General features: G+C 36.3%; 27 protein-coding genes. 19 read left to right on the top strand and 8 right to left on the bottom strand.

The annotated features are described in order from the left end of the window. The first annotated feature begins 165 nt into the window (after positions 1-165). Positions 166-609, top strand: coding sequence for a DUF2243 domain-containing protein (locus tag BLS02_RS12235; protein WP_245736142.1), 444 nt, complete (start codon positions 166-168; stop codon positions 607-609). Between the two features lie 38 nt (positions 610-647). Next, positions 648-1,097, top strand: coding sequence for a hypothetical protein (locus BLS02_RS12240; RefSeq protein ID WP_139180792.1), 450 nt, complete (start codon positions 648-650; stop codon positions 1,095-1,097). A gap of 50 nt (positions 1,098-1,147) precedes the next feature. On the opposite strand, the gene BLS02_RS12245 is transcribed toward BLS02_RS12240, so the two are convergent. Both BLS02_RS12245 and BLS02_RS12250 read right to left on the bottom strand, forming a co-directional pair. Continuing rightward, complete coding sequence (locus BLS02_RS12245) at positions 1,148-1,819, bottom strand: hypothetical protein (protein ID WP_092493327.1); 672 nt, start codon at positions 1,817-1,819, stop codon at positions 1,148-1,150. Continuing rightward, entirely contained in the window at positions 1,816-2,361 is a 546-nt protein-coding gene (locus tag BLS02_RS12250) for a sigma-70 family RNA polymerase sigma factor (RefSeq protein WP_092493328.1), read from the bottom strand. Before BLS02_RS12250 ends, BLS02_RS12245 begins: the two co-directional genes overlap by 4 nt. A 195-nt stretch (positions 2,362-2,556) precedes the next feature. On the opposite strand from BLS02_RS12250, the gene BLS02_RS12255 reads away from it, so the two are divergent. The 5 genes from BLS02_RS12255 to BLS02_RS12275 all read left to right on the top strand — a co-directional run bounded on the left by BLS02_RS12255 (position 2,557) and on the right by BLS02_RS12275 (position 5,702). Further along, positions 2,557-3,096: a hypothetical protein gene (locus BLS02_RS12255; RefSeq protein WP_092493329.1), complete on the top strand. Its 540-nt coding sequence runs from the start codon at positions 2,557-2,559 to the stop codon at positions 3,094-3,096. 157 nt (positions 3,097-3,253) lie between these two features. Next, positions 3,254-3,451: a DUF2197 domain-containing protein gene (locus tag BLS02_RS19425; RefSeq protein WP_092493330.1), complete on the top strand. Its 198-nt coding sequence runs from the start codon at positions 3,254-3,256 to the stop codon at positions 3,449-3,451. A gap of 140 nt (positions 3,452-3,591) precedes the next feature. Continuing rightward, entirely contained in the window at positions 3,592-4,452 is an 861-nt protein-coding gene (locus tag BLS02_RS12265) for a hypothetical protein (protein WP_092493331.1), read from the top strand. Positions 4,453-4,547: 95 nt separating this feature from the next. Then, positions 4,548-5,090 (top strand): GNAT family N-acetyltransferase, encoded by a 543-nt coding sequence (locus tag BLS02_RS12270; RefSeq protein ID WP_092493332.1) that lies wholly within the window; start codon positions 4,548-4,550, stop codon positions 5,088-5,090. Positions 5,091-5,129: 39 nt separating this feature from the next. Further along, positions 5,130-5,702 carry a histidine phosphatase family protein gene (locus BLS02_RS12275; protein ID WP_092493333.1) on the top strand — a complete coding sequence of 191 codons (573 nt, stop codon included), beginning with the start codon at positions 5,130-5,132 and terminating at the stop codon, positions 5,700-5,702. 32 nt (positions 5,703-5,734) lie between these two features. On the opposite strand, the gene BLS02_RS12280 is transcribed toward BLS02_RS12275, so the two are convergent. Together BLS02_RS12280 and BLS02_RS12285 are read right to left on the bottom strand one after the other, a co-directional pair. After that, positions 5,735-6,991, bottom strand: a complete 1,257-nt coding sequence (locus tag BLS02_RS12280; protein WP_092493334.1) for an MFS transporter — start codon at positions 6,989-6,991, stop codon at positions 5,735-5,737. A gap of 11 nt (positions 6,992-7,002) precedes the next feature. Beyond that, entirely contained in the window at positions 7,003-7,590 is a 588-nt protein-coding gene (locus BLS02_RS12285) for a TetR/AcrR family transcriptional regulator (RefSeq protein ID WP_175476852.1), read from the bottom strand. Between the two features lie 161 nt (positions 7,591-7,751). Here BLS02_RS12285 and BLS02_RS12290 point away from each other — a divergent pair, with 161 nt between their 5' ends. Beyond that, positions 7,752-7,934 (top strand): hypothetical protein, encoded by a 183-nt coding sequence (locus BLS02_RS12290; protein ID WP_092493336.1) that lies wholly within the window; start codon positions 7,752-7,754, stop codon positions 7,932-7,934. A gap of 97 nt (positions 7,935-8,031) precedes the next feature. Here the strand turns inward: BLS02_RS12290 and BLS02_RS12295 are convergent, their stop codons facing one another. Beyond that, positions 8,032-8,529 (bottom strand): GNAT family N-acetyltransferase, encoded by a 498-nt coding sequence (locus BLS02_RS12295; RefSeq protein WP_092493337.1) that lies wholly within the window; start codon positions 8,527-8,529, stop codon positions 8,032-8,034. Positions 8,530-8,645: 116 nt separating this feature from the next. Between BLS02_RS12295 and BLS02_RS19190 the strand changes: the two genes are divergently transcribed. The 7 genes from BLS02_RS19190 to BLS02_RS12330 all read left to right on the top strand — a co-directional run bounded on the left by BLS02_RS19190 (position 8,646) and on the right by BLS02_RS12330 (position 15,817). Then, positions 8,646-8,822, top strand: coding sequence for a hypothetical protein (locus tag BLS02_RS19190; protein ID WP_175476851.1), 177 nt, complete (start codon positions 8,646-8,648; stop codon positions 8,820-8,822). Between the two features lie 442 nt (positions 8,823-9,264). Next, a complete protein-coding gene (locus BLS02_RS12305) occupies positions 9,265-10,632 on the top strand; it encodes a TrkH family potassium uptake protein (RefSeq protein WP_092493338.1) in 1,368 nt (455 codons plus the stop codon). Positions 10,633-10,744: 112 nt separating this feature from the next. Next, complete coding sequence (locus BLS02_RS12310) at positions 10,745-11,683, top strand: DUF4349 domain-containing protein (RefSeq protein ID WP_139180793.1); 939 nt, start codon at positions 10,745-10,747, stop codon at positions 11,681-11,683. Positions 11,684-11,763: 80 nt separating this feature from the next. Beyond that, positions 11,764-12,657, top strand: a complete 894-nt coding sequence (locus tag BLS02_RS12315) for an aminoglycoside phosphotransferase family protein (RefSeq protein WP_092493340.1) — start codon at positions 11,764-11,766, stop codon at positions 12,655-12,657. A gap of 61 nt (positions 12,658-12,718) precedes the next feature. Beyond that, entirely contained in the window at positions 12,719-13,105 is a 387-nt protein-coding gene (locus BLS02_RS12320; protein ID WP_092493341.1) for a VOC family protein, read from the top strand. A 28-nt stretch (positions 13,106-13,133) separates the two neighbouring features. Next, complete coding sequence (locus tag BLS02_RS12325; protein WP_092493342.1) at positions 13,134-14,492, top strand: FAD-binding oxidoreductase; 1,359 nt, start codon at positions 13,134-13,136, stop codon at positions 14,490-14,492. A 446-nt stretch (positions 14,493-14,938) separates the two neighbouring features. After that, positions 14,939-15,817, top strand: a complete 879-nt coding sequence (locus BLS02_RS12330; RefSeq protein WP_092493343.1) for a DMT family transporter — start codon at positions 14,939-14,941, stop codon at positions 15,815-15,817. Between the two features lie 14 nt (positions 15,818-15,831). On the opposite strand, the gene BLS02_RS12335 is transcribed toward BLS02_RS12330, so the two are convergent. Then, positions 15,832-16,017, bottom strand: coding sequence for an aspartyl-phosphate phosphatase Spo0E family protein (locus BLS02_RS12335; RefSeq protein ID WP_092493344.1), 186 nt, complete (start codon positions 16,015-16,017; stop codon positions 15,832-15,834). Positions 16,018-16,210: 193 nt separating this feature from the next. Between BLS02_RS12335 and BLS02_RS12340 the strand changes: the two genes are divergently transcribed. The 4 genes from BLS02_RS12340 (at position 16,211) to BLS02_RS19200 (ending at position 17,782) form a co-directional block, all read left to right on the top strand. Further along, the gene (locus BLS02_RS12340) at positions 16,211-16,768 is read left to right on the top strand and encodes a beta-class carbonic anhydrase (protein ID WP_092493345.1); all 558 of its coding nucleotides are present in this window, start codon (positions 16,211-16,213) and stop codon (positions 16,766-16,768) included. A gap of 125 nt (positions 16,769-16,893) precedes the next feature. Next, the gene (locus tag BLS02_RS12345; protein WP_092493346.1) at positions 16,894-17,157 is read left to right on the top strand and encodes a hypothetical protein; all 264 of its coding nucleotides are present in this window, start codon (positions 16,894-16,896) and stop codon (positions 17,155-17,157) included. Positions 17,158-17,226: 69 nt separating this feature from the next. Beyond that, positions 17,227-17,433, top strand: a complete 207-nt coding sequence (locus tag BLS02_RS19195; protein ID WP_254788767.1) for a hypothetical protein — start codon at positions 17,227-17,229, stop codon at positions 17,431-17,433. Position 17,434: 1 nt separating this feature from the next. Further along, positions 17,435-17,782 (top strand): DUF3231 family protein, encoded by a 348-nt coding sequence (locus tag BLS02_RS19200; RefSeq protein WP_254788768.1) that lies wholly within the window; start codon positions 17,435-17,437, stop codon positions 17,780-17,782. A gap of 91 nt (positions 17,783-17,873) precedes the next feature. On the opposite strand, the gene BLS02_RS12355 is transcribed toward BLS02_RS19200, so the two are convergent. Both BLS02_RS12355 and BLS02_RS18990 read right to left on the bottom strand, forming a co-directional pair. Then, a complete protein-coding gene (locus BLS02_RS12355) occupies positions 17,874-18,059 on the bottom strand; it encodes an aspartyl-phosphate phosphatase Spo0E family protein (RefSeq protein ID WP_092493347.1) in 186 nt (61 codons plus the stop codon). Between the two features lie 183 nt (positions 18,060-18,242). Beyond that, positions 18,243-18,404, bottom strand: a complete 162-nt coding sequence (locus BLS02_RS18990) for a hypothetical protein (RefSeq protein ID WP_175476849.1) — start codon at positions 18,402-18,404, stop codon at positions 18,243-18,245. Positions 18,405-18,510 lie beyond the last annotated feature (106 nt).

Genomic DNA, 18,510 nt, shown 5'->3' on the forward strand with positions numbered 1-18,510 from the left:
TATAAATCTCGGCGCAATTCTTAAAAAGAGAATTGCGCTATTTTTTTGGATTGTGACTCCCGGTGAAGTTTGAACCCATTCTTTAAAATTTACGTAATATGGTATATTCCTCTTCATTTTGGGCATTAATCGAAGTAGCGAACTACCATTTAAAGGATGATATATTTGACTAAAGAAGATAAAAATTTATTCATAGCAGCTGTTATTCTTGGATTGGGATTATTGGGAGCTGTTGACGGAATTGTTTTTCATCAGCTGTTGCAATGGCATCATATGGTACTTAATCCTAACATTAAGCTTGAGATTATTACCGATGGGTTATTTACTGCTGCATTTTCGGCTTTGCTTATTTGGGGTGGGGTTAAAATTTTTCAGGATGCACGACATAATAAACTGGGGCATAGCTGGATGATTTTCAGCAGTGGCGTCTTTATAGGTGGTGGAGTATTCAATATTGTCGAAGGAATAATTGATCATCATATATTGCAAGTTCATCGTGTTAGACCAGCAGCTGAAAATCCTCTGTTATACGACTTAGTTTTTTTAGCAATAGGAGTTGTACTTGTAATTATTGGTTTTCTTATAAAGCGCAGGTATCAAAGCGGATGACTAGTATGTATAATTTATCTAATCAAAAAGGAATAAGGATGAAAAAGATAAGGAGTTTTACTGGCTTTACAGTAATCTTTTTAGTATTATTTTTTTATTTTGTAAATCAGAACTCGCACTTAATCAATAGTGAGGGGCATATAACCCATAAACCAGTTGAGATACCAGAAGGATATACGGTACCTTCTGTGGAGGTTAAAGTTTCACAAGATCGTCCGAATACATGGCTTTTACACCTCAAAACAAAGCATTTTACGTTTGTACCTGATAAGGTAGGGTCTGATATTCCAAGCTATAATGAAGGCCATGTTCATTTATACATAAATGGTGAAAAGATAAACCGTCTATATGGAGATTATTTTAATTTAGGTGATTTGGAGGAAGGAAAAACTAAAATAAGAGTATCACTGCATTCTAATAATCATGGGGCTTTAGTTTATAAGGGGAAGCCGATTGAAAATAGTGAAATTGTGGAAGTTTCATCATAGACTTGGTAAGTTGCAAAAAGCACCGCAAATGCGGTGCTTTAAATTTATTATTATTGACTGTCCAAGGATTCCGCGTTTCTATCTGCGATAATCCAGTCACCTTCTTGATATTGATAGGTAACGGTCAAACGGATATTCCCTGTAAATTCGCTTTCTTGTGTTTGTGTTAATTCGTACTCCTTATCACTAATTTTGGTTAAGTTATATTCTGTATCGAAATCAATTAGCGCTGGTCCTCCTGACTCACTGACAAATAGTTCTCCATTGTTTACACGGAAAAATTGATCTGCACTTTGTATTGCTAAGTCCTGACTCATTATTTCGGTAAAGGCATCAGTCAGCTCCTGTTTCGTGTCATAATTTACTACCTCTAGTTGTTCATTATATTCTTGCATAATCATGCTTTCATACTGATTATCCAAGTCTTCGAGTGGTGGTTTTTCTGGTTCAACTGTCTGTACCTCAGAATCTTCACTTGGCCCAGATAGATTTTCGTTCGGATCTGTTGCATCATCCTGTAATGAGTTAAAGGTGATATAGGCTGGAACCATTAATAAAAGCAAGAGTGTTGCTGCGCTCAATATTCTTTTGTTCCACATTGAAAATACATTTACTTTACTTTTCTTTGAGATCTGTTGCATCACCTGTTCACGGCTCTCTTCAGAAAAATCAATGTTGTTTAAGGTGGATTTTTTTGAGAATTCGTTTAGTCTTTCCTTCATTTATGGTCCCCCTCCAGTTTTTCTTTCAGCATTAGACGAGCTCTTCTTAATCTTGACGAGACTGTTGGCACTTTTACATTCAGCAGTTCACTGGTTTCATTGATAGACAGCTCTTGAAAGTGATAACAGATGATTACTTCCCGGTATTTAACAGGAAGGGAAAGGACTTCTTTAGTAAGTTCGTCATGCTGATCCTTTTTTGCCATCTCGGTTTCTGGAGATGGAGCCGTGCTTTTAATAAATTTAGAAAAGTCTACATTGAGACGCAGATGTTTTACCCATCCACTTCGAAAGTGATCCTTGCACTTGTTGATAGTGATGCTGTTGATCCACGGTTTAATAGCTGAACCTTTTTTAAGATGATGCATCTTTTTATAACATTTAATGAATACATCCTGTGCGATATTTTCAGCAGTCTGTACATCTTTGACATAGGAGTAGGCCAATCTTGTGACCTGTGACCCGTAATGTGTCATCAATTCTTGAATTAACTGGTCTTTATCAATTTCGTTGTTCCGGTATTGCTCGACAAACTTATCCAACGAGGCACCATCCTCCCATTTGATAATTTTTTCTATATATAAGACGAATTATATCTACAAAAAATTCATTTTAAAAATATAATATTTATTTAATTTTAATGGTGCCCAACTATTGGAACAATCCAATTGTTTAAAGGAATTTGGACATATTTGGCGAAATATATATAGTAGGGAGTTCTTCAACTTTGGGGGTTGATGACGCTGAGAATATTTTTATTTACTATGATTATGGTCTTCATAGTATCAGGCTGTAGCAAGCAGGCTACAACTCAAACCGTTCAGGATCAGATTAATTATGAGGTCAAATATAATGTCGAAATTCCAAAATTTCAAGGCTTTGTTATGAACTTTGCTAGTATTGAATATCCTCCTGTTGGTGAGAAGAAGAGAGTTCGGTTTGGGTATACCATTGAAAAAGACAATTTACCTGAGCTAACTAGGGAAGAAAAAGAGCTTTTAAGAAAAGGGCATAAAATGAATGTTTTATTCGGGAACCCTGACAGCAGGAATGACTTTTATATTGAGGTAAGTAACTCTGAAACTAAAATAGTTAACTCTGAAGTTACAACTATTTCAGGAGAAAAAGTTCAAACTTTAGCTGACGATAAGCATGCAATATTTACAATTAATACTGGAGAAGGTTCGTACAATTTAAATGTGATATTTAATGATGAAATAAATAAGCAGGATTCTCTTAATATTGCAGAACAGCTTGTTAAACAAATAGTACACTAACAAAGCTCTGTATAAAAAATAAGTATGTTTTCCCAGAGGATGAGGACGCTTGAAACCCAGATATTTATTGATTTACAGCCTGTAATCAGCAGCCAATTATCGATGTGAGCGAAAAACTATTGAAGTTTACAAATCCAGGATAGGGGAGCGGGTAAGAATGATAAAAACAAAGTGCTTTTTCTGTAAAAAGAGTTATACAATTGATTATTCAGATTCTCAGTACCAAAAAATTAAAGCAAATCCAAAAGCATACTATGTCTGTAAAAAATGTAACGAATCAATGCAAAGGGAAGCTCAATCAACTACTGGGTTAGATATGGATGTAATTGATAAATACGATAAATTTTTACGATGACGTCGGGTCGATACTTCATTTAGTGAAACAGGAGGGGTTAATTTTGAAATTGAAGATAACAAAGAGTTACTATAGATGTAAAATAGAGTTAATTTAAATTTAGTAATTGGTTTCTAATTTTTTATTATGGGGGTAGAGATTTGTCAAAACAAAACATAATTTATAGTATAGCAATTGGTATTCTTATAATCTTTAGTCTATTAAACTACGTTAAAATTAGTAATGTAGAGGACAGAATACAGACGTTAGATAATATGCAAGGTGAAGTCCAAAATGTAAACAATTCTGTACGAAATATATCTTCGCAAGTAAATTCACAGATGGATAAATTCTTACGAGAGCAATTATGGATACCAGAAAAAGAATATAAAATTACTAATGTCGATTTAGAGGAAAATAAAATTGACGTGATTTTAGAATGGAGTTTACGAGACCTGCTTGATGAAGAGAAGTTAGCTTTCTTATATCGAGAAGAAGGTACTCAGGAGTGGACGGAGCTTGAAGTTAATAATAAAGGTGGGCTAAACTATTCTCTAGAGCATACTTTTCCATTGAAAGGAAATTATGAAACACAAGTAATAGCGACTTCAGCGGATGGTAAGAGAAGTGAGGACTTGTTAAACCTGAAATTTAAAGAACAGTTAGACAATCGGATCATGATTGATGCTTTTTTACATCCAAGAGGTAATGGGCAATTTGAAGTGAATATAAGCATTCATAATCGCTTAGAGCAGGAGTTTATGCTTGCAGAAAATAAAGATGATTTAAAAGTGAAAAGCGCCAAGGCCTTGCTATATGTAGATGGAGAACCCATCAAGGAAATGGATATATTAGAGAGGAATCAGGGTATGCACTCCGATTCTTTTACTGAAAATATCAACTATCATAACTCCTACAATCTTGAAGATGAGATAGGCGAGGAAGCTAATGTTGAACTCCGTGTCACTGTTGAAGATGGGTTGGGGTTGAAATATGAAACAATTGCGGATACCACGTATTAAGATTACTTGCAGGTCAGGCCGTACAAGCAAAACTAACATGCAACGACTAGGAATAATCATTGCATATACAAAGGCGAATTGGGAGAAGAGGTTCAATGATTAATAACAATATGATTACTCCGTTTGGTAAAAAGGATGAAGATTTACATAGCGTTGCAGGACTTTACTGTAAAACGTTTATAGGAGATAACTATACTTCCATGGACTTTGAAAATACTGTTGAAAATATCAATAAACATACTAGCTATGAAGGTTTCAAGGGATTAAAGGCCAAAGATGAAAGTGGAACGTTAATTGGATTTTCATATGGATATACAAGCTTGCTTGATCAATTTTATCGTGAAAAACTGGCAGCACAATTGACAGACCAACAACAAATCGAATGGTTAAGCGATTGTTTCGAGTTTGTTGAATTAGCCGTAGACACCAATATTAGGCGCATGGGTGTCGGTCGAAAATTGCATGATAGACTACTAAGCGAGATTGATCATGATACATCCGTTTTAACAACTTCGGTAGAAAACAACCCTGCGATAAATTTATACATAAGCAAGGGGTGGGAAGTTATTAAGGAAAATGCTGCAGTTATATCAATGGATGATGTTCAGGTTATAATGGGAAAAAGGATTTACCTATGAGGTATTTATTAAAACCAGGAAATAAGGGAGGATGTAATCATCACTACTATATGCTTAATAAGACATGGAGAAACAGATTGGAACGCATCCCAAAAGCTGCAGGGAGCGACGGATATACCTTTAAATACAACAGGTATTTTGCAGGCTGAGGAATGCGCTGCATTTTTAGAGTCCTCGCAATGGGATGTAATAATTACAAGTCCATTGACAAGAGCGAAGCAAACGGCTGAGATTATAAATGAAAAATTGAATATCCCTTTTGCTGAAATGGCTGCTTTTAAGGAAAAATCTTTTGGTGATGCTGAAGGAACGACACCACAAGAGAGGTTAGAAAGATTTCCGGATAAAATATTTCCAAATCAGGAGGACGAGCAGTCATTTAAAGAACGAATTATGACAGGCATTCATGAAATAAACCAAACTTACCAGGGCAGTATGGTGTTGCTTGTAGCTCATGGTGCAGTTATAAATTCTATCCTCGGCACTATTTCAAATGGTGAGATAGGTGCAGGAAAAACCAAACTAGTTAACGCCTGTATAAGCAATATTTATTTCCAAGAAGAAAAGTGGAATGTAAGAGATTTTAACCAGGCTTCACATCTTTCAGGTTAAAGGTCACTAAAAGAATCCATAAAAGAAGTGAGCTATCCAGTTTGCTTTTGTTGATTATGCTCATTTCTTTTTAGCTGATTCACGACATAAGCCATCAAAAACACTCCTGTCATACCCGCTAACAGGAAACCGCTGCTTATAATATATCCCGGCAAGATTCCTCCAATTGTGATGACGGCACCTGCTAAAATCATTGTCCCTTGATCCATGAAACTATTCAGCGCAAGGTAGGAGCTGCGATGGGATTCGTCTGCCAAATCAGCAAGCAAACTTTGGCGAACTGGAGCATACATTAGTTCACCAATTGAAATGAATACCATCAATCCAATCAGCAGTAATGGGGCAGAAGTGTAACTTAAAATGGCGTAGCTGCACACGTAGATTGCCATTCCGTAGATAAGCCGCGTGTAATCAGATGTTTTTTTAATTAACCAGCTTACCAGGCCAACTGCTAATACGATAAGTAATGTGTTTTCTGCGTGCAAAATTCCTATCATATTTATCCCATCGATTGTAATGAATCCGAACAAGGAAGTTTCCTCAACTGTATTTTGTAAATGAACTGCTATATAATTAGTTAGATGACTTTCAAGCGAGACTACACACAATGTTCCAATCAGAAAAATGATATAAATACGGTCTTTTAAAACATGTTGATAATTGGACCATATGGATGGTGATTTTATTACCTTGTCAGATTCTCCAACTTTTTTGGTGAATGTCTCACTGATGTATAAGTATGTAATGACTGAAGAAAGAAGTGCTATGGAAGCGACAAAAATAAATAAATAAAAATGATATTCCTCAAACAGGAATGCCCCTGTTATAGTCCCGAGCGCTGTTCCCAAGTTTGCAATCCAATATATTGCAGTAAAAACAAATGTACGATCTTCTTTTTGTACCAAATCGTAAATCATGGAAGTTGAAACAGGAATATATATCCCATTACTGAACATGTTTATTAAAAAGAATGCAAAACTGACATAAGGCATTACCGTCCATGGAGAATTAACGAAAGCAATTGCTAAAAAGGAGATACCAAGACCCAATTCAGCGAGGACGAGCAGCTTTTTTCGTCCAATCTGATCCGACCAATATCCGCCGAGTAATCCACCTATGATACCGGAGCAAATGACAAGTACTACAAGCAGTCCGGTTATTTTGGGGCCAACTAATCCGGTGAAATAAACCGCGATGTAAGGCATGATGGTGGCAGTTGCCAAGACAGTAGCAAATTGCAAATACAGGCGTATTTTAATAGATTTATGTAAAGAGTTGAATCGTTTCATTTAACTTCCCCCTAAATACCAATTCCGAACAATCGATAGGCCTGTTTTTCTAAAGCATTGGTTAATTGTACTCCTGGGTAATCGGTGAATGTCAGCCGAGCCCCCATAAGAAAAGCGAGGTAACCATATCCAACTTCTTCAGGATTACTTTCTGGTAGAACACCTTTTTCCATGCCTGTTTTGACAACATTCTGAACGAATGACATGAATTCATCTGAAAACAGATCCAATTCTTCCATCATCTTAGAGAATCTTTCCGGCTGCCCAATTACATATTGAATCACCCGTAAGTAATCTTCTTTCTCTAAAAAATACGCAACATGTTCGTTAATCATTTCTTTTAACTTATCTATGGAAAAGTATTCCAGGATCCCACTTGTTTCAAGCAGATGATGCCGAAATTCTTCAATTGGTTCTGTTACGCATAGATGGAAAAGTTCCTCCTTGTTCTCGAAGTAGGTAAATACAGTGCCAAAGCTGACATTGGATTCTGCAGCAATGTCTTTGATAGTTGTCTTTGAGTATCCGTTTTGAGCAAAAAGTCGGAGTGCAGTCCGAAAAATCTTAGTGCGCTTTTCACCAGATCTTGGTTTAGCCAAGGTAACGCCTCCTTTAATTGATTGATTAATCAATTATTTATTATTGTACAATAATTTAGGTGAGATAACAAGTAAAAATTATAACGCTTTATCTCAAGGGTGAAACTATCAATATACACACGTCATTTCCATGTAAAGGGATACTTAAAAATGCTGCGTTTATGAAAAAATGGACTTGTGAAATGCAGACCACTTCAGCAAGAGGTGAAGTGGATCCTCATTCCGCTAAAATGACAAAAGCTGGTCTAAGAGGGGTGAAGCGGATCCTGGTTCCGCTAAAAGTACAAAATCAATGGAATATGGGGTTAAAAAAGGCAAATAACGGAATGACGATCCGAAGCTAAGCTCGAAACAAGGGATTTGTCACAAATAACGGAATGAGGATCCGTCTGGTCAGCTATGTGTGTGCTAGTTCCGCTTAGTGTTCCTTTCTGTAATATACTAATCCAGTTGTCTGGAATAGCGTAAGGAAACTTGTTTCTCTCCGGTGTCGGTAATTGAATTTTTTTCCTTTTGATACAGAAAGCCTCTTGCCTCATAAAAAGGGATACCCCGCTGATTTTCGTCCTGCACCGATACCCATTGCTCAGTTGCGCCACTGTCAATTTGCTGTTTCGTAAATACTTCCAGAAGACGTTTTCCTATTCCTTTATATCGATACGTCTCATCTACATAAAGGACAAATATCTCTCCCACATTAGGACCGGTCATAGCGCCACCAATTACTCCGACAGCTTCTGAGTTGAATAGTGCTACATGTGAATAAAGCCCGGCTTTTATGTCATGATAAACTTTTTCATGGTTATACCAAAAATCAACATTTTTCGTTTGGTACTCTTGGCTTAACTTTCCTTCTACTGTCTGTTTCCATCCCGCTGCACATATATCAGCAATTGCCGCTGTATACGTTGTATTTGCTTTTACGATTGATTGATTCAATATTCTACACCTCGATATTTAACATAAAATTATTCTAACATATAGCCCATAACAAATTATCAAAGAATTAATCGATTTTTTAAACATTTATTTATCTATAATTCTAGATAAGGAGGATGGAAGGAGGGAGTCGTCATATTGCCGCGCGGTTTCTTAAGATTGCAGCAGTATACTCTGTCTTAGGAGTTTGTTTAGGGCTTACAATGGGCATTACAGAAAATTTTAGTTTCACTTCTGTTCATGCACATTTAAATTTGTTAGGTTGGGTGTCACTCGCTTTATTCGGCAGTTAAGAAAGTATAAATACTTTCTTACTGCATAAGTGCAACTAAGGCTTGGCGATAAGCCAAGTTTTCTAAGAATTATTTATTATTGTTTTCCAAAGGCTGGTGAGACGAAAGTTAGCAACAATTCATTTTTGGCTGCATAATATCGGTTTACCACTCATGCAAGGTACACTCTTTATTATGCTATTAACATCTAACCATTCAATCATAGTTTTAACGATAATTAGATCTATTATGATTGTAGTCGGTGCGATTCTGTTTTTAATTAATGTATTTAAGAATGTAGGCTAAGAAAACATAAAAATTGCTCATTTATTAGTAAATAATCGTTCTTTTATTGAACGATTATTTTTTATAGAAAAAATTACAGAATTACTTATTTACTTTCCTGTATAATACAGTTTATTATCATATAAAGTTGTCTTTTAAAACGCAAGGAGACTTTCTAATGAATAAATTTTCAAAATTATTTAAAGTAAGTTACCTATCTACAATTAGACTAATCGTCTTGTTCTATTTGATAGCAGTTATATTTTCGATGTTATTACTGAGTATTCCTTTCTTTCATAATGAAGGTGTGGATTTAACGTTTATTGATATTTTGTTTACTTCTGTAAGTGCTGTCAGTGTTACAGGACTCACAGTTGTTTCAACTGCGGATACGTTTAATGCTGCTGGAAGTATTGCGCTTTCTGTAGTATTGCAGTTTGGCGGGATTGGGATAATGACCTTAGGAACTTTTATTTGGATTCTTCTCGGGAAAAAAGTTGGCCTAAGAGGTAGACAACTCATTCAGATTGACCAAAACCAAACAACTTTAGGAGGGCTCGTTCAATTATTGTTAAAAATCCTTAAGATTGTATTACTAATTGAATTAATAGGTACTATTATATTAAGTACATACTTTCTATCTTACTTTGACACATGGCAAGAAGCATTATTACAAGGATTTTTCGGTGCAGTTAGTGCTACGACGAATGCTGGTTTTGATATAACTGGCTCATCGCTTGTTCCTTTTGCTAATGACTATTTCGTTCAATTTATCAATATTATTTTATTAACCTTAGGGGCAATTGGATTCCCGGTATTACTGGAACTACAGGATTTTATAAGAGGAGATTATCATGAACGTAACCCAAAACATAGTTTCTCTTTATTTTCAAAACTTACCACGGTAACGTTCTTTGCACTTATCTTAGCCGGGTGGCTATTAATTTTAATTTTAGAACATAATTCATTGTTCTTTGCGGATAAAAGCTGGCATGAAAGAATATTTTATAGTCTATTTCAGTCGGTTACGACCAGAAATGGTGGTCTGGCAACAATGGATGTAAATGAATTTACTTCCCCGACTCTTATAATGATGTGCGTGTTAATGTTTATTGGTGCATCTCCAAGTAGTGTAGGAGGAGGTATTAGAACAACGACATTCGCTATAATGCTGTTAGCAATTTATAATTACGCTAAAGGAAGAACGAGTATTAAAGTGTTTGGGCGGGAGCTTGATAATGAAGAGGTCATACGTTCTTTTATTGTTATCACAACTGCAGCAATGTTATGTATAACTGCTATTATAGTATTGAATTATGTTGAACCCTTTCCATTGCTTTCAATTGCTTTTGAGGTCTCCTCAGCATTTGGAACTACCGGACTGTCAATGGGAATTACTCCTGATTTAAGTAATGCTGGTAAGGGTATAATTATTTTTCTAATGTTTGTAGGTAGGATTGGTATATTCTCATTTTTATTCCTTATTAGAGGAAAGGTAACAAAAGATAAATTCCATTATCCTAAGGAAAAAGTGATTATAGGATAGACTTTTTAAAAATCCTGGCAAAATTAAGGTGTAATTGATAGCGCCAGTTTCACTAAAACAAATATGTAACTTTTTTCATTTAAATACCGTCTGTGTTTTAAAGAGAAAAGGGGTGGTCAGGATTAGATATATATTCCGCGTTATCATGATTATTAGTATCAGTATCTTAATTACAGCCTGCAGCAATGAAGTGGGGGACAGTGAATCGAGTAGTGATCGAGCCAATGTGAATACGGAAGAGAAGTCGTCCCAGGAAAACAGCAGTGTTTCAAGTGGCGGTGATGATGCTATAAGTGAGGATGGCGGATCTCAAGAGGAAGATGCAGCATCCCAAAATGGGGAAGCCGGTGATGTAAATCGAAAAATAATTTATACAGCTAATCTCAGTATCGAAGTGAAGAATTATCAACAGGCAATAAATGATATTCAGAACCAGGTATCAAATCGTGGTGGTTATATTGTGGAATCAAACATGCATGGTGGCTCTGAAGATGGATCAACAAATGGACGGATAACAGCACGGATTCCCCAGGAGCAGTTTCGAGAATTTGTTCAATTAGTGGAAGACGGCAGCAGTGAGGTTTTGGAAAGTTCTATTTCCGGGCAGGACGTGACCGAGGAATACATAGACTTGGAGTCACGATTAAAATCAAAACGCGTTGTCGAGAAACGGTTACTTTCATTTATGGAGAAAGCAGAAAAGACAGAAGACCTCTTAACTATTTCAGATGATTTGGCTAAAACTCAAGGAGAGATTGAAGAAATAACAGGTCGAATGAATTATCTGCAAAATAAAGCCGACTTAGCAACGGTAACGATCCATATTCAAGAAAAAAATGTAACCATATCTAGTATTAATGAGGAAGATTTAAATACCTGGGAAAAAACAAAGCAACAGTTCATGAAAAGTATCAACGTACTTATATCAGCCTTCTCAAGTCTGGTCGTCTTCTTTATAGGAAATTTACCAGTACTCATTATCCTTGGTGCTGTTGGGCTGGCAATATTTTTTATTATTAAGAGAAGAAAGAGAAGCAGTCGGGAAGATTAATCAGTTATTTACCAAGGTGCAATTCCAATTGAATTGTACCTTTTTTAATCGTATTGTTATTCTATAAGGGTGGTGGCCAATTGGTTAATTTAGAAGAAAAAATCTCATATTTAAAAAATGCAAAAGCTATTGTGGAACTGAATAAAGGATTCTCGCATGACAAAAAATATGTAGTTGATAATAAATATCTTATCAGGATTTTTCCAATTAAGGATCAAGAAAGTAGAAAGATAGAATTTAATACATTAAATAAGCTAGCAGGATTTTCTAATTATGTGCCAAAAGGCTTCGAATTTGAATCCCTTATAAATGAAGGAATCGTATACATGGTCCTTGACTACCTGCCAGGTGCAGATGCTGAGGTGACACTGAAATACTTAACGGAACAGGAGCAATACGCTGCGGGATTTCACGCAGGTGAAGAATTATCTAAACTGCATCAATTTTCAGCGCCTGTAAATTATCCGTCCTGGTATTCTGTTAAAAGAGAAAAGAACAATAGATACCTCGAGCAGCTAAAGGAAATTAATCTAGATGAAAATATCATGGAAATGCTTACAATATATATAGAGAAGAATGAACATTTGATGAAGGACAGACCCAATACATTTCAGCATGATGATTTCCACCCTGCAAATCTCTTAATACAGGGTAAAACTTTTTCCGGAATCATCGATTTTCAACGGATGGATTGGGGAGATCCGATTCATGACTTACATAAGCTAGGATTTTTTTCAAAAAGAATTAGTATCGCTTTTACCAGAGGAATTATTGACGGGTATCGTACCAATACTGGCATTAATGAATCATTCTGGCAGTTATATGCTTTGTATAGTGCAATGCATATTGTCTCAGCGCTTGTTTGGGGGAAGAAACTTGGCAGTGAAAACTATGAAAGAATGCTGGCTTACTCATTAGATGTGATAGAAGATCATGATCATTTCAGACAATGTATTCCAAATTGGTATAAGTGAATTAAAATTTTGAAAAATAAATGGTACAATTGAAATAATAGTTTACTACTGGAGGGTAACGATGAAAATAAAAATAACGAGTGTTTTTGTGGAGGATCAGGAGAAAGCGTTGAGGTTTTATACGGATGTTTTGGGTTTTGTGAAAAAAACAGATACGCCAGCCGGAGATTTTAAATGGATTACTGTTGTTTCACCAGAAGAACCAGACTCAGTTGAATTGCTTTTAGAACCAAATGATAATCCAGCTGCAAAAACATACCAAAAAGCGATTTATAATGAGGGAACACCAACGACATCCTTTGCGGTAGATGATATTCAGCAAGAATACGAGCGGTTGAAAAAACGCGGTGTAGAATTCACAGCAGAACCAACAGAAATGGGACCTGTAACTTTTGCGATTTTTGATGATACATGCGGAAACCTAATTCAGATTTCTCAAGAAAAATAATACAAAACGGATGCGAGGAGAATTTATTATGAAGCTTTTTGAAGAACTACAGCAGGTGCTGGCGGCTGACCGAGTTACCATGAATGATACAATTTTGGATCAACACAGTTCAGATGAATCTTACCATAAACCACATTCACCTGACATTGTCGTTTTTCCGGAAAGTGCCGATGAAATGAGTAATATTATGAAACTAGCAAACAAGTATAAAATGCCTGTCACCCCATTTGGACTGGGTTCAAGCCTGGAAGGTAATGCTATCCCATATGAGGGTGGAATAAGCGTTGACTTCTCATTAATGAACAAAGTCCTTGAAGTACGACAAGATGACTTTCTAGTAAAGGTACAGCCTGGTGTTACAAGGTCCCAGCTTGATAAAGAGCTGAAAAAGTATGGACTGTTTTTCTCAGTTGACCCAGGTGCAGATGCTACATTAGGCGGAATGGCAGCAACAAATGCCAGCGGTACAACTGCAGTTAGATATGGGATCATGCGGGATCAGGTTCGTGATATGGAAGTTGTGCTTGCTGACGGAACAGTGATCCATACAGGAAACATGGCTGCAAAATCATCGTCAGGTTATCATTTGAATGGTCTATTTGTTGGTTCGGAAGGGACACTAGGATGTTTTACCGAATTAACGTTAAAAGTTATCGGTATTCCCGAGCATATTATGGCTGCCCGAGCAGAATTTGGGAGTGTCGATGATGCTGTTAACGGGGTGATTGCTATATTACAGGCAGGAATTCCTGTTGCAAGAGTTGAACTGGTCGATGAGCAGTCAATTAAACAGATGAATCATTTTAGTGACACCAATTACAATGAAGTACCTACTTTATTCCTGGAGTTTCACGGTAACGAGGCAGGCTTACAGCAAGATGTTGAATTTATGAAGGAAATTGTTGAGGATATTAACTGTCAAAAAATAGAGTTTGAGTCAGATACAGCTGCTAGAAATCAGCTATGGGAAGCCCGCCATAATGCTGCATACGCATATATTCATGGTCATCCGGGTAGAAAGCAGATGGTAACGGATGTCTGTGTTCCAATCTCTGAACTGGCCGGAGCTGTTAAAGATGCCAGAGAAGCCGTCGATGAATCCGGTCTTTCTGGCGGTATCGTTGGGCATGTCGGGGATGGGAATTATCATATTCTATTAATGATAGATGTCGATGATCCGGCAGAAATTGAAAAGGCTAATGTCGTAAATGAACGAATTGTTGATTATGCACTTGCAAGAGGTGGGACATGTACCGGTGAGCACGGTGTCGGCACAGGCAAACAAAAATACCAAGCAAGAGAACATGGTGAATCACTCGTTGTCATGCAAAAAATCAAACAAGCTCTTGATCCTGGTGGAGTGTTGAATCCTGGTAAAATAGTATAACGATATAGCTGTTTTATCGACTGGATATGGAGGATATCCCCTTATCCAATCAATCAAAAATTACCCGCTTCGACCTGAACATGAGTCGAGGCGGTTTTTTAGATATTTGGCGCCAATCATCCAAAATGCAGTTGCAGACTGAAATGGATCCGTATCTTATGCAGCAGATTATCGAGCGACAACGGACCCACTCGAGCGAAAAGGCCTCAAAGTCGAGCGGAAACGGACCAAAGTCGAGCGGAAACGCCCCCAAGTCGAGCGGAAAGGCCCCAAAGTCGAGCGACAACGGACCCAGTTCGAGCGACAACGCCTCAAAGTCGAGCGGAGATTAGACAATCGGAATAAATTATAGCTATATGTACTGTGTTTTAGATGTACAGCTTCTTTTTAAGTGGAAAGGATTTTTGATAAGCTTAAGGCTAACTTAATAATTAGCGAGTGATTCTATGATTTATCCTTACTTAATGATGGTTTTTGTTGTCATCTTCTATGCAGGAAATATTCTTCTGGGGAAAGCTATTAATGAACTGCCACCTTTCACAATTGCGTTTTTTCGGTTGATAGTAGCTTTTATGATCATTTTACCTTTTGGTTTAAAGAAGACTTGGACGTATCGCTTTAAAATGTGGGAATATAAAAAGCCATTTGTAATTATGACTTTAACAGGAATTACGTTCTTCAATACATTTATCTATGGCGCATTACAATTTACCACGTCAACAAATGTATCAGTGCTTGAAACGGTTATACCAGTTGTGACGGTCGTATTAAGTGCTGTACTTTTAAAAGAAAAGCTGTGGAACATACAAAAGGCTGGAGTCATATTATCCCTTGTCGGTGCTGTTTGGGTAGTTATGGACGGGAAGATATTTCAGTTGGTTGAAATGAGCTGGAATGTTGGAGACGGCATCATGATTGGAGCAATTGGCTGCTGGGCAGTCTATTCAATTACTGTAAAAGAATACATGCATCTATTTCCACAAAATGCTGCACTTCTAGTAATGAGTGGAATATCAATTATAGTCCTGTTCCCTTTTGTTGTTGCAGAGTGGATTATAACAGGGATACCTTCTTCCTTGTTGACACCTATGAATCTAAGCAGTCTAGTGTATCTTGGTATATTTCCATCTTTCTTCGCATTAATTTTCTATAATCGTGCAGTAAGAATACTTGGCGCATCACAGGCTTCCGTATTTTTGAACTTTTTGCCGATTGTTACCATGATTGGTGCCTATTTTTGGCTAGGTGAATCCATTACAATAATGAAAATTATTGGAGCTGTGGCGGTAATAAGTGGTGTAATCCTGACAACAAAAAGCAAATGATCTACTTCAACATGTCAATGATTAAGGAAATACTGTGTCCCATTACGATGTATATTTAAAAGTTTATCTAGTTGCTGGCTGCATTTTATTGTTTTATAATGTGCCAATCCATATTTCATACCAAGCTGAATCATTTCATCCTTTTTCATTGATATTGCTTCGATTAAATTATAGCGGAGTACTTCTTCTACCTGAATCATTATATTTACTTCCTTTCATTTATATTACAACTATATAGTAAATTAGTCTCGAACACATAAAAATTATTATGCCAATTTCCCTATCGGATATCAATAGTTTCAACAAAAGAAGTCATAACCTTACAAAATACGACATAATTATTATTTTATAGTAAAATAAAGATAATAAATTTAACCATTAGGAGGAATTTGGATGACATTACTAGATGAAATTTTGACACATAATGAAAAGTTTGTAGAAAACAAAGAATATGAAAAATATCAAAAAGGAAAGTTTCCCAACAAAAAACTCGTTATACTCTCGTGTATGGATACACGTTTGGTTGAACTGCTTCCGAAGTCGATGAATGTAGGCAACGGTGATGTGAAGATAGTTAAAAATGCTGGTGCGCTTATATCACATCCGTTTGGGAGCATCATGAGAAGTATTCTTGTTGGGGTTTATGAGCTTAAGGCTGATGAGGTATGTGTTGTGGGTCACCATGATTGCGGCATGTCCAGTTTGAAATCAGAGAGTATTATGAGCAAGATGACTGAGCGTGGCATAAGTGAAGAAAGATTGGACACACTGCAAAATGCCGGAGTGGATTTGAAACAATTTTTAAAGGGGTTTGATAGTGTCGAGGACAGTGTAAGGCAAAGTGTCTCAACAATTCAGAACCATCCTTTAATACCTAAGGATGTACCTGTTCACGGATTAGTAATTAATCCTGACACAGGGAAATTAGACGTTGTTTCTAAGGGTTATTAAATTGATAATTAACAAAAGAGTGTGGTGTACCTATTGGGTATGCCACATTTTTAAGTTCACTTACAAAAAATGAGCTTTTTGGGGCAAACTATAAATAACAGGACTTTTTGACAGGGGGTGAAATCATGATCTTAAATGGAAACATAATTTCTGGCGAGTTTGATGATTTAACAAATGAGTTTGTTTTACAAAGAATTAAACATTTTTCAACGGAGTCAATTATTAAAGAAAATCAATTAAACGACCTTTCTGAATATCTGAATAACCATAAACATGAAGCTAATGGACAAATTCTTACATTATATGACCAAATGCTTGTTCCGTTGAGTCGGAAGGAAATCATACACTTCCTAGAGGATCTGGATAAAGTAAGAGCTTTATATCATTAGATTTATAAGACAATTTTATTACATTTATTTACGAGTATTGGAGAAAATATTAACGAGGAGGTGTGAATTATGTCTAATCCATTTGAAGCAGTTTGGAACACACTGAAAACGTCAATGGATAATATGAATGAACCAAAATCCCCTCTGAATATAGTTGAAGCAGGTGACTGCTGGAAATACCTTACAATTATGGAAGAATTCATTCGTTATGAAGAATCTGGGTTAAACACAACAGCAGATGATGAGGTAAAAGAAATGCTCTTAGGATGTCATTAAATTGTGTGAATCCCAGGTGAAAAAATTAAGTAAGTTTATGAAAGAAGAGGGAATTCCGTTACCTGATGTGACGTCATCAAAACCAAATTCAGAACCGAACGAAATTCCTTTAGGAGTGAAGTTGACAGATAATGAAATTACAAATGGCGTTGCATTTAAGCTAGTAACATGTATGCAATCCTGTGCTAAAGGACAAGCGGATTCACTTAGAAGTGATATTGGTATGATATGGCTTGATTTTTATACAGATTGGATAACGTTTGGAACAACTTTAAAGACACTTATGCGTAAGCGTGGATGGATTAAAGTACCACCTTATTATTATCCACCAGGTTCTCCAAAACAATAGGGTTAAAAACCAACTCGAATGTATTAATTGAAATAATCATTGAGAGTGATTGAGGTTTAAATCAGTCCTCAATCAATAGGTATAGAAACTATCAAGCAGTATAGTAGGACTGTTTGACATTAAAATGTTCATTTAATAGATCATCAAGTTGTTGGCTGCATTCTATAGTGCGTTTATTAGCCAGTCCGTATTTCATACCTAATTCAATCATCTCTTTCTTTTTCATTAAAATCTCCTTAGGCAAATTATTTCGAGTTGGTTCAACTAATGCAATCATTTATCTTCTCCCTCTCTAGCGATTAAATAGTTAGGTCAAAAGTCTTAACACACAACGAAATCTATTATGACTACTTTTATAAAAATATTCAATAGATTCTACAAAGGAAGTCAAAAGTTTACATAATACGACAAAAAGAATAGATTAATAGAATATTTTTCGAGTAGGGGTGCTACTCGAATGTTAATGATCATCCTTCTTCCAGGTTGTCTCATCACCACTGACAGGACAGGCCGGGAAATTCTCATCCTCATTTAATTTTGCCTTTTCCCCGGATTGACATATATACTCCCCTTTTTCAGGTACACCTTGACCAGTTCGATACTCGCGATAATTTTTATCCATTGTCTATACCTCCAATACACTTTTCCTTTATCCTTAATATGTACGAAAGTTATATCATTAATCACCATCCTGAAACTATTTTAAATTGGCATCCGTCAAATGTTCG

The sequence above is a fragment of the Virgibacillus salinus genome (assembly GCF_900102415.1).
Taxonomy (GTDB): Bacteria; Bacillota; Bacilli; order Bacillales; family Amphibacillaceae; genus Lentibacillus; species Lentibacillus subterraneus.